We start from the raw sequence: 241 nt of genomic DNA, 5'->3' as shown, positions 1-241 counted from the left end.
GACGGCATCCTGATCCTGGTCGCCGCCGCGTTTGCGCTGCACTTCATCCGCCGCCGCCAGATCGACCGGCACCGGCGCTGGGCGATGCGGCTGTTCATCTTCGTCAGTGGCGTCTGGTATCTGCGGGTCGGCTACATGGCCTGGGGGATCACAACCGGCGGGGCGGGGATCGGCGAGCGCATGAACGGGCCAGCCGACTACACGCTCGCCTATGCCTGCTTCCTTTTGCCCTGGGCGATCC

The 241-nt window shown here is 67.6% G+C and carries 1 protein-coding gene; it reads left to right on the top strand.

What is annotated here, in order from left to right; all coding sequences use genetic code 11:
- Positions 1-241, top strand: a 241-nt coding sequence (locus SB754_RS22615) for a hypothetical protein (RefSeq protein WP_410784512.1), incomplete at both ends; no start/stop codon positions are given.

It is taken from the genome of Leifsonia sp. SIMBA_070 (assembly GCF_046534635.1).
Taxonomy (GTDB): Bacteria; Actinomycetota; Actinomycetes; order Actinomycetales; family Microbacteriaceae; genus Leifsonia.
This window is presented reverse-complemented; position numbering and strand designations above follow the sequence as displayed.